At 66.3% G+C, this 9316-nt stretch carries 9 protein-coding genes; 2 read left to right on the forward strand and 7 right to left on the reverse strand.

Annotation, left to right across the window (positions count from 1 at the left end):
• Positions 1 to 497: 497 nt before the first annotated feature.
• The 6 genes from truD to I6U14_RS05365 all read right to left on the reverse strand — a co-directional run bounded on the left by truD (position 498) and on the right by I6U14_RS05365 (position 6304).
• On the reverse strand, positions 498 to 1619 hold the full coding sequence (gene truD, locus I6U14_RS05340) for a tRNA pseudouridine(13) synthase TruD (RefSeq protein ID WP_296897494.1): 1122 nt from the start codon (positions 1617 to 1619) through the stop codon (positions 498 to 500).
• Positions 1616 to 2089 carry a 2-C-methyl-D-erythritol 2,4-cyclodiphosphate synthase gene (gene ispF / locus I6U14_RS05345; protein ID WP_296897496.1) on the reverse strand — a complete coding sequence of 158 codons (474 nt, stop codon included), beginning with the start codon at positions 2087 to 2089 and terminating at the stop codon, positions 1616 to 1618. The genes truD and ispF overlap by 4 nt, the downstream gene beginning before the upstream one ends.
• The gene (gene ispD / locus I6U14_RS05350) at positions 2083 to 2796 is read right to left on the reverse strand and encodes a 2-C-methyl-D-erythritol 4-phosphate cytidylyltransferase (RefSeq protein WP_296897498.1); all 714 of its coding nucleotides are present in this window, start codon (positions 2794 to 2796) and stop codon (positions 2083 to 2085) included. Before ispD ends, ispF begins: the two co-directional genes overlap by 7 nt.
• A gap of 49 nt (positions 2797 to 2845) precedes the next feature.
• The gene (ftsB, locus tag I6U14_RS05355) at positions 2846 to 3142 is read right to left on the reverse strand and encodes a cell division protein FtsB (RefSeq protein WP_296897500.1); all 297 of its coding nucleotides are present in this window, start codon (positions 3140 to 3142) and stop codon (positions 2846 to 2848) included.
• Between the two features lie 48 nt (positions 3143 to 3190).
• Positions 3191 to 4468 (reverse strand): phosphopyruvate hydratase, encoded by a 1278-nt coding sequence (eno, locus tag I6U14_RS05360; protein WP_296897502.1) that lies wholly within the window; start codon positions 4466 to 4468, stop codon positions 3191 to 3193.
• Between the two features lie 180 nt (positions 4469 to 4648).
• Entirely contained in the window at positions 4649 to 6304 is a 1656-nt protein-coding gene (locus I6U14_RS05365) for a CTP synthase (protein ID WP_296897503.1), read from the reverse strand.
• Positions 6305 to 6600: 296 nt separating this feature from the next.
• Here I6U14_RS05365 and I6U14_RS05370 point away from each other — a divergent pair, with 296 nt between their 5' ends.
• Both I6U14_RS05370 and fnr read left to right on the forward strand, forming a co-directional pair.
• Entirely contained in the window at positions 6601 to 7008 is a 408-nt protein-coding gene (locus I6U14_RS05370) for a sulfur globule family protein (RefSeq protein WP_296897505.1), read from the forward strand.
• 325 nt (positions 7009 to 7333) lie between these two features.
• Positions 7334 to 8092: a fumarate/nitrate reduction transcriptional regulator Fnr gene (gene fnr / locus I6U14_RS05375; protein WP_296897507.1), complete on the forward strand. Its 759-nt coding sequence runs from the start codon at positions 7334 to 7336 to the stop codon at positions 8090 to 8092.
• Positions 8093 to 8284: 192 nt separating this feature from the next.
• Here fnr and dnaQ read toward each other — a convergent pair whose 3' ends face one another.
• Complete coding sequence (gene dnaQ, locus I6U14_RS05380; RefSeq protein ID WP_296897509.1) at positions 8285 to 9022, reverse strand: DNA polymerase III subunit epsilon; 738 nt, start codon at positions 9020 to 9022, stop codon at positions 8285 to 8287.
• Positions 9023 to 9316: the final 294 nt, after the last annotated feature.

Below are 9316 nucleotides of genomic sequence, written 5' to 3' on the forward strand. Positions count from 1 at the left end.
TGCCGCTCGAAGATCTCTTTGATCTCGGCCTCGGCGGATTCGGGGCCCATCACCTGCACTTCCTTTTTCTCATCGCTGACGCGGATCTTCTCTTGTGGGATTCCCACCGAGATCAGATCGTTCCGGACATTGGCGAGGGTGTCTGCAGAGGCGTACACCGCCGTGATGATCTCTGCCATTTGTCTTGATCTCCTCTGTTTGCTTGGCGTTCCGGAATTGCCTCGACGAAGCGCACTTCCGTTATCCAGAGCATAGTCCCAGCGCGCTTCAAGGCCCAAGTCGCATCCGTTGGGCCGCACTTGGACGCTGTCCACAGGCGCGGGCTCCCGCGGGCAGCGCGGCCCAGGCCGCAGGGAAAGCGCATCGTCCGCCGCGTCCGCCGCCCGGCCGGTTGCGGGCACAACGCCCGTCTCCCCGCAGGCATACACCCTTGCGCTGCCTGCTGGCCCTTACGTACCCAAGGGTTCGCTCAATGATGAGCAGGAGGGCTTCTCGGCTTACCCTTCCCAGTCGCCCAGCTCCCGCAGCAGGGCGGTGGCATAGCTGCCGGCGGGCAGGCTGAATTGGATGCGCAGCTGATCCGGCGCGGTCCAGTGCAGGCGCAGGGCCTCGGGGTACAGCACCAGTGGCCGGCGCTCCTGCTTGAGGCCGGCGGCGGCTAGGCCCTGCTGCCAGTGCGCGAAGGGCGCGGTGATGTGGGCCTCCAGTGCCGCGACCTCGTCGGCGGTGAGCGGCGCGCCGGCGCCGAACAGGGGCCCGGTGGGCTGGGCATCGCCGCTGGCGACGCGCTCGCGGATGCGCTCGTCGATGGTCTCGGCGAGGAAATGGGAGTGACTGCCCCGAAGTTGCAGACGCTCCCCCGGCAGGGCGCTGCGCCAATCCCGGCGCTCGACGCGCGCCGCCAGCAGCTCGTTGAAGAGCTGGGAGCGGGCGGCGGAGAGATAGAGGCCTATGAGATGGCGGCTCGCACGGTGGCCGCGGTCGTCCTCGGCGGGGGCGCCGTTGAACATCGCCGCGGCGCGGTGCAGGTTACCGTCGTTACGGCCGAAGCGCTGCGGGCCGAAGTAGTTGGGCACACCGAGGCGGGCGATGGTATCCACCCTGGCGGCGAGCGCCTCGGTGTCGCCGCTCACGTCCCTCAGCACCAGGTCGAAGGCGTTTCCGGCGAGCACACCGCGGCGGAGCTTGCGCTTGTGGGCGTGGGCCTCCAGCACCTCGATGCCCTCGGCGGCCAGCTGGCCCCAATCCGGCTCCGCCCGCCCGCCGAGATGCACCGAGAACCATTGGGTGGTGACTGCATAGCGATCCTTGAGCCCGGCATAGCCCACCGCCTTGTGCGGCACACCGGCGAGGCTGGCGAGGCGGCGCGCGACCCAGTCGGTGTTGGCGTCGGTCTTGCGGACCCTGAGCAGACGGTGCTCGCCATCGCCGTCGGGCCCGAAAGCCAGTACCTCGTCGACGACGAAATCGGCGGGCTGGGAGCGGATGCGGCAGCGGATCAGTGGTGGGCCGTGGGCATGCGGAAGCGCACGGAAGTTGCGCCAGATCACCGCCCCGGGAACGGCATCCCTGGCGGTGAATGCAGTGTCGGCAGCGGCTGGGGGCTCCTGGGTGCTCACGACTGATTGAGCAGCACCACGGCGAAGGCGGCGATGCCCTCGCCGCGACCGGTGAAGCCCATGCGCTCGGTGGTGGTGGCCTTGACGTTGACCCGGGCGGCGGGGCAGCCCAGGTCCGCCGCCAGTGTCTTACGCATGGCCGCGATGTGCGGGGCCAGCTTGGGCTGCTGCGCGGCGATGGTGAGGTCCGCGTTGTGAACGGCAAGACCGCGCTCAGCGAGGGTCTCCATGACGCGGCTCAGCAGGATGCGGCTGTCGATGCCGGCGTAGGCCGCATCGGTGTCCGGAAAGTGGTGGCCGATGTCGCCGAGCCCGGCGGCGCCGAGCAGCGCATCGCAGAGGGCGTGTATGACCACGTCGCCGTCCGAGTGGGCAGCGAGCCCCTGGTCGTGGGGGATGGTCACGCCGCCCAGCACCAGTGGGCGGCCGGAGGCGAAGCGATGGGCGTCGATGCCCTGCCCGATCAGCATGGCGTCTCCTGTTGTTGTTCCAGGAAAAAGGCCGCCAATGGCAGATCCTCCGGCCGGGTGATCTTGATGTTGTCGGCGCTGCACTCGACGAGTGCCGGCCTCATCCCCAGCAGCTCCACGGCGCTGGCGTCGTCGGTGACGACGAGATCCTGCGACTCCGCGTGGTCCAGTGCCCGGCGCAGCAGGCCGAGCCTAAAGGCCTGGGGCGTGTAGGCCCGCCACAGGGCGCTGCGCGGGATGGTCTCCGACACTTGGCCGTCGACTGCGCGCTTGACGGTATCGGCAATGGGCACGGCCAGCAGGGCGCCGACGGGCTCATCATGCAGCGCCTCCAGCAGACGGTCGAGATCGCCCCGGCGCAGGCAGGGCCGCGCGGCGTCGTGCACCAGCACCCAGTCGTCGTCGGCGGCGCGCTGCGCCAGCGCATCCAGGCCGTTGCGCACGGAGTGGCAGCGCTCGGCGCCGCCCGGTGCGCGGAGCACGTCCGGATGCCCAGCGTAGGCGCTGACATCCGCCCACCACCCGTCCTCGCGACCCAGCACCACCACGCAACCGGCAACACCTGGGTGCTCTACGAAGGCGGCGACGGCATGGTCGATGACGGGCCGACCGGCCAGCGCCAGGTACTGCTTGGGCACCGTCGCACCGAAGCGCCGGCCGACGCCCGCGGCCGGAATAAGCCCCCAGTGGCGAACATGCGGGCTCATCGCCGGTGCGTCCTGCGTCGATCCCGCAACCCCCGCTTTGCCGAGTGGGTCACTGTCCGCTCTCCTGCTCCGGCTTCTCGATGACCTGCAGGAAGACCTCGCCGCGCTGGATCATGCCAAGCTCGCTGCGGGCGCGGTCTTCGATGGCCTCGAGGCCGGTTCGCAGGTCTTCCACCTCCGCCGCAAGCGCGAGGTTGCGCGCCTCCAGGCGCACGAGCTCTGCGCGGTGCTCATCGATCTGCGCGCGCAGCGCATGCAGCTCTTTGATGCTCCCGTCGCCGACCCAGAGGCGGTACTGAAGCAGGCCCAGCAGCAGCAGGAGACCGAAGATGACCCAGCGCGTCACGACCTCAACCTCCGCTGACTAGACATGGTCGGCGCAGTGACCCAGGGCTCAGAGATGCTTGAACGCGCCACGCCCGGGGTAGACGGCGGCGTCGCCGAGCTGGTCCTCGATGCGCATGAGCTGGTTGTACTTGGCGACGCGGTCGGAGCGCGAGAGGCTGCCGGTCTTGATCTGGCCGGTGCCCGCGGCGACCACCAGGTCGGCGATGGTGGTGTCCTCAGTCTCGCCAGAGCGGTGCGAGACGACGGCCGTGTAGCCTGCCGCCTCGGCCATGCGGATAGCCTCGAAGGTTTCAGTGAGGCTGCCGATCTGGTTGACCTTGATGAGGATGGAGTTGGCAATGCCCTTGTCGATGCCTTCCTGCAGGATCTTGGTGTTGGTGACGAAGAGATCGTCGCCCACCAGCTGCACCTTGCCGCCGAGCCGGTCGGTGTGATCCTTCCAGCCCTCCCAGTCGCCCTCGGCCAGGCCGTCCTCGATGCTGAGGATGGGATACTGGTCGCACCAATCGATGAGCAGGTCGGTCATGCCGGCCGCATCGAGCTTGCGGCCCTCGCCCTTGAGGTTGTAGGTGCCGTCCTCGTAGAACTCGGATGCAGCCACATCCATGCCGAGGAAGATGTCCTGCCCGGCCTTGAAGCCGGCCTTGTCGATAGCCTCGAGGATGACCTCAATGGCGGCCTCGTTGCTTGGCAGATCCGGTGCGAAGCCCCCCTCGTCGCCGACGCCCGTGGCGAGTCCCCGGCCATTCAGAACGGACTTGAGCGCGTGGAAGACCTCGGCGCCGTAGCGCACAGCCTCGCGGAGGCTGGACGCACCCACCGGCAGAATCATGAACTCTTGGAAGTCCACGCTGTTGTCGGCGTGCTCGCCGCCGTTGATGATGTTCATCATCGGCACCGGTAAGGTTTTGGCGTCTTCGCCCAAGTACTGGTAGAGCGGCAGGGACTGCTCCTGCGCCGCCGCATGCGCGGCGGCCATGGACACGCCGAGGATCGCATTGGCGCCCAACCGGCCTTTATTGTCGGTACCGTCGAGGTCGATCATCTTGCGGTCGACGGCCTCCTGATCCGCCACATCCATACCGTTAACGGCGTCCTTGAGCTCACCGTTGACGTTGGCGCAGGCCTTGAGCACGCCCTTGCCGCCGTAGCGGGACTTGTCGCCGTCACGGAGCTCCAGCGCCTCGCGCGAGCCGGTTGAGGCACCCGACGGCACTGCCGCGCGGCCGATGGCACCGTCGGCGGTGATGACATCGACTTCGACAGTCGGGTTACCGCGGGAGTCGAGCACCTCGCGGGCGCGGACATCGACGATCTCGGACATGGTTCGGTTCTCCAGCTTGGGATCGCGGTTACAGCAGGGGCAATCGCCCGATGAGGAGCCTGTCGTTCAGGTTGAGACGATGCGATGAACGCCTTTAGCGACGCAGGGCGCTGTTCCCGGGCGGGCACATCGGCGCCCGGCATTGCAGCTGGCCGTGGTCGGTGCCGACAGATGGCGCCGTCAGGCCACCTTGTTGGCTGAGTTGTCGGCCATGCGGCGCTGCTGTGTCAGCGCGGCTTCGATGAAGCCCCGGAACAACGGGTGGCCGTCGCGCGGCGTCGACGTGAACTCCGGATGGAACTGGCAGCCTACGAACCAGGGATGATCCGGTATTTCGATGATTTCCACCAGCTTGGAATCCAGCGACCAGCCGGAAAAGCGCAAGCCCGCATCCTTCATGGCATCGCAGTAGCGGTTGTTGAACTCGTAGCGATGCCGATGGCGCTCGCGGATCTGGTGCTGACCGTAGACCCGCCGCGCGAGGCTGCCCGGCTCCAGCCGACAGTTCTGCCCGCCCAAGCGCATGGTGCCGCCCTTGTCGGCGTCCACGGCGCGGGTCTCGCGGTGGCCGTCCTCGGCCCGCCACTCTGTGATGAGCGCAATCACCGGATGAGTCGTTTCCGGGTCGAACTCTGTGCTGTGGGCGCCAGCCAAGCCCGCGACGTCGCGGGCGTACTCGATGACGGCGACCTGCATGCCCAGACAAATGCCTAGGTAGGGCACTCGGTGCTCGCGGGCATAACGGGCAGCGGCGATCTTGCCCTCGATGCCGCGCTCGCCGAAGCCGCCCGGCACCAGCACGGCGTCCACGCCAGCAAGGCAATCAGTGCCGGTGCGCTCGATCTCCTCCGAGTCCAAATACTGGATCTTGACGCGCGTACCCGTGTGCACGCCTGCGTGGGCCAAAGCCTCTGACAAGGACTTGTAGGCTTCCGTCAGATCCATGTACTTGCCCACCATGCCGACGGTGACCGTCTCATTCGGGTGCTCAAAGCCATCCAGCACTCGCTGCCACTCAGCCAGGTCCGCCTCCGGCACGTCCAGACCGAACTGTTCCACCACCAGGGTGTCCAGCCCTTGGGCGTGAAGGAGCATGGGGATGCGGTAGATGTTGTCGGCATCCACCGCGGAGATGACGGCATTCTCCGGGACGTTGGTGAAGAGGGCGATCTTGCGCCGCTCGTCGTCGGGCAAGTCCTGCTCGGCCCGGCACAACAGCACAACAGGCTGAATACCGATAGAGCGCAATCCCTTGACCGAGTGCTGAGTGGGCTTGGTCTTGATCTCCCCGGCCGTGCGGATGTACGGCACCAGCGTGAGATGGATGAACATGGCCGCTCGGGGCCCAAGCTCGACGCGCATCTGGCGGATGGCCTCGAGGAAAGGCAGCGACTCGATGTCGCCCACGGTCCCGCCAATCTCCACTAGGGCGACGTCCGCATCGTCGGCGCCAAGCAGAATACTGGCCTTGATCTCGTCGGTGATGTGCGGGATCACCTGCACAGTGCGCCCGAGGTAGTCACCGCGGCGCTCCTTGCGGATGACGCTCTCGTAGATCTGTCCCGTGGTGTAGTTGTTGTTGCGCCCCATGCGGGTGCGCAGGAAGCGCTCGTAGTGCCCCAGATCGAGATCGGTCTCGGCACCGTCGTCGGTGACATAGACCTCCCCGTGCTGGAACGGGCTCATGGTGCCGGGGTCCACGTTGATGTACGGGTCCAGCTTGATCATGGTGACCCGGAGGCCACGCGCCTCCAGCAAGGCGCCCAACGACGCCGAGGCAATGCCTTTGCCAAGGGACGACACGACGCCGCCGGTGACGAAAATAAGCTTGGTCATGATTTCCTGGGGACCAGACGGAGACGGAGCCGACCCGGAGATGTGCACACGCCACGGCTGAGGAAGTTAACAAATAACCATCACTGCCTCAATTCGCCCGCCACGCGCACGCTGCGCACCGACCTGCGCCGAATTGTGCGTATAAACCGGCCTTTAGCGTACTTCACAAGCCGAAACCGGACACGTATACTGCGCCGCGTTCGTATCCTACGGACTCCCGGCCGGCTGTCGGCAGCGCTGCAGGCGCCGGACCGGTCTGCTGAACTCACACGAGAATCCCTTTGGAGCGTCAGATCATGCAAAAGCTTGCCAAGGTCTTCGGTATCGCCGCCATCGCCGGTGCAGCCACCTTCTCAATGAGCGCCGCGCAGGCCTGGTGGGGTCCGGGCTGGGGCGGCCCCGGCTACGGTTCGGGCTGGGGTGACGGCGTCGGCGACATGCTCGGCGACATGTTCGGCGACGGCTACGGCGACTTCAACATGAGCATGTCGGGCGGCGGCCGTGGGTACGGCCGGGGCTATGGCCGTGGTTACGGTTACGGTCGCGGCTACGGCTACGGCAACCCCTACGGCGGCTACTACGGCTATCCGGGCTACGGCTACGGCTATCCGGGCTACGGCTACGGGGCACCGGCCATGCCCTACGGCGCCCCCTATGGTGCTCCGGCTGCCCCCGCTGCTCCGGCTGCCGAAGAAGCCAAGTAAGGGCGGCCCAAAACTGCCGTTGGCCTGTCGCCCGGTCGATGGCCCCAAGAGCCGCGCCCTCGGGCGCGGTTTTTGTTTGACGCGAACGGCGTTCGACGGCGCCGAGCAATGGCCGGTGGGCTCTGCTACAACGCGCCTGCCGCATGCTTCGACAAAGCCACGCCGTGGCAGATACTCAGGCACCGACGCCTGGCCGAGCCTCGCATTCACCGGGTCGGCCTTGGCAATTACACCAATACAGGCGCGTGAAAGCGGTGACAATCGCCCTTGATGCGTGTCAACCTGGGTTGCAAAATGAAGGCGTCAACCAGCCAGGTACACTGCCTTGACTCAACGCAAAGTTATCTCCTTCGAGACCATCCGGGTCGCCTGCAAGAACTGCACACTGTCCCAGCTGTGCCTACCCATGGGCATGTCGCCGGAGGATGTGGACCGGCTGGACAGCATCGTCAAGCGCTCGCGGCCGCTGCACCGGGGGGACCACCTCTTCCGCAGCGGTGAGCGCTTCCGCTCCCTCTATGTCGTCAAGACGGGCTCGGTGAAGACCTACACACCGAGCGAGGAAGGCGGCGAGCAGGTACTCGGTTTCCACCTGCCCGGCGAGATCATCGGCCTGGATGCCATCGACCAGGATACCCACGCCTGCTCGGCCAAGGTGCTTGAAACCTCGGCCATCTGCGAGGTCCCTTTCCAGCGCTTCGAGGAGTTGGCGGCGTCCATTCCGAGCCTCCAGCACTCCATGTACCGCCTGCTGAGCAAGGAGATCGGCCATGACGCCGAGATGTTGCTGCTTCTCGGCAAGAAGAATGCCGAGGAGCGTCTCGCGGCCTTCCTGGTAAGCATGTCGCAGCGCCTCAGCAAGCGGGGGCTCTCTCCCACAGACTTTTACCTCAGCATGTCGCGGCACGAGATCGGCAATTACCTCGGGCTCGCGGTGGAGACGGTGAGTCGACTCTTCACCCGCTTCCAGGACGAGGGACTTGTGAAGGTGGACCGCAAGCACGTGGAGATACTCGACCTGCCCACCATTGAGCACCTCGCCGGCGCAGCGCAGGCCGCAACCAGCCGCAAGCACTCCAACTGAGCCCCGGCCCATCGTCTTGCGTGCCGCGCCGGGCGGGCGCTGCCTCCGGCCGTCGCAGGCGCCCGCCGATGAGGTGGGCGCGGCACCGGGGCGCTTCGCTCAGCATTTCACGCGACGACCCAACGAGTAACTGCGGCGAGCCTCAGTAACGATCGCATATTCGCCCAGCTTGCCGCTGCCCAGAGCGCCGACTCAGCTCCCGGCCGCATCGGCATCCGCCGTGTCTTCGGCAAGCCACACACAGGCCCCACTAGCCTTGTGGATAGCGGCGAGCCGCGACTCGTGAGCGGCACACTCCTCGGCAGTGGCGCGAACGACCCGAAGCTTGCCGCGGGGTATAGACAAATGCCGGACCTCTTCCCGCCGCAAGCCCGTCTCGACGGACTCTTCCCCGCCCAGGTGTAGGCTCACCTGGCCACCGGTCATGGCAAGGTAGACGTCGGCTAGGATCTGCGCGTCGAGCAGGGCGCCGTGGAGCTCGCGACGGGTGTTATCGACGCCGTAACGCTTACACAGCGCATCCAGGCTGTTGCGCTGGCCTGGGTGAAGGCTGCGGGCGAGCACAAGGCTGTCAGTCACCGCGCAGAGCTCATCGATGGCGGGCCCGTCCTCGCGCCAGCCCTTCAGCTCATGGTTCAGGAAGCCGACATCGAAGGGGGCGTTGTGGATCACGAGCTCAGCGCCGCGACAGTAGTCGATAAACGCCTCGACGATGTCGCCGAATCGCGGCTTGTCGGCGAGGAACTCGTTGGTGATGCCGTGCACCGCCGCAGCCCCGGCATCCACCTCCCGATCCGGCTGAAGATAAATGTGGAAGTTGTTGCCGGTGGCACGGCGCTCCACGAGCTCCACGCAGCCGATCTCGATGATGCGGTGGCCTTCTTCCGGCTCCAGGCCGGTGGTTTCGGTATCCAGAACGATTTGGCGCATGACGATTCGTGTTTTTGCCTTCGGCAACAAGCTCGTACCTCTGTGGGCAACAGACAACCAGGGACGAGGGACGAGGGACGAGGGACGAGGCAAGTTTAAGATACTAGCGTGCATCCGACGCTCAGGGCTCCGTCGTCTGCTTGGCAGGGCCGCGGTCCCCAGCAGGCCTGCTCTTAGCCCTCAGCCCTCAGCCCTCAGCCCTCAGCCCTTGACCCTTGTTGCCGCAGCTTCTTCAAACTATCCCGCCGAAAAAGCACCCTAACGCCAGCCAATCAGAATCACCATGCCCGAGAG

Source organism: Thiohalocapsa sp., from assembly GCF_019695415.1.
GTDB lineage: Bacteria > Pseudomonadota > Gammaproteobacteria > Chromatiales > Chromatiaceae > Thiohalocapsa.

What these genes read in the sequence shown, in the direction of transcription:
- ispF (WP_296897496.1), bottom strand. Translation starts at nt 2,089, where the DNA reads ATGCTGATCGGGCAGGGCATCGACGCCCATCGCTTCGCCTCCGGCCGC.
- ispD (WP_296897498.1), bottom strand. Translation starts at nt 2,796, where the DNA reads ATGAGCCCGCATGTTCGCCACTGGGGGCTTATTCCGGCCGCGGGCGTC.
- eno (WP_296897502.1), bottom strand. Translation starts at nt 4,468, where the DNA reads ATGTCCGAGATCGTCGATGTCCGCGCCCGCGAGGTGCTCGACTCCCGC.
- I6U14_RS05365 (WP_296897503.1), bottom strand. Translation starts at nt 6,304, where the DNA reads ATGACCAAGCTTATTTTCGTCACCGGCGGCGTCGTGTCGTCCCTTGGC.
- I6U14_RS05370 (WP_296897505.1), top strand. Translation starts at nt 6,601, where the DNA reads ATGCAAAAGCTTGCCAAGGTCTTCGGTATCGCCGCCATCGCCGGTGCA.
- dnaQ (WP_296897509.1), bottom strand. Translation starts at nt 9,022, where the DNA reads ATGCGCCAAATCGTTCTGGATACCGAAACCACCGGCCTGGAGCCGGAA.